We start from the raw sequence: 292 nt of genomic DNA on the forward strand, positions 1-292 counted from the left end.
AATTGGCAAATGCATATTTAGAAACGAAATTAACAAAGTTTAAAGTTGGTTTGCTATTTGCAAAAGGAAAGACGGAGCAAGAAAAACAAAGACGTGTAGAGGCGTTTTATTCTGCCCTTCAAAAGACTGTTGAAACGCAACTTGATTTTCATGTGAAAGAATTTATTGTGGCCTTCTTAAAAGAAGAAGGATTGTTCACGGAGGAAATTGGGAAAGACATATATGCTTTAGAAATTGCTTTTGGACCAGAAATGTTAGCTGAAGTCATTAAACAAGGTGCAGGTTTCACAGG

At 35.6% G+C, this 292-nt stretch carries 1 protein-coding gene; it reads left to right on the forward strand.

The annotated features are described in order from the left end of the window. On the forward strand, window positions 1-292 hold a 292-nt coding region (locus MR167_RS32125), incomplete at both ends, for a hypothetical protein (RefSeq protein WP_242316287.1).

Source organism: Bacillus cereus group sp. BfR-BA-01355, from assembly GCF_022663675.1.
Classification (GTDB): Bacteria; Bacillota; Bacilli; order Bacillales; family Bacillaceae_G; genus Bacillus_A; species Bacillus_A thuringiensis_S.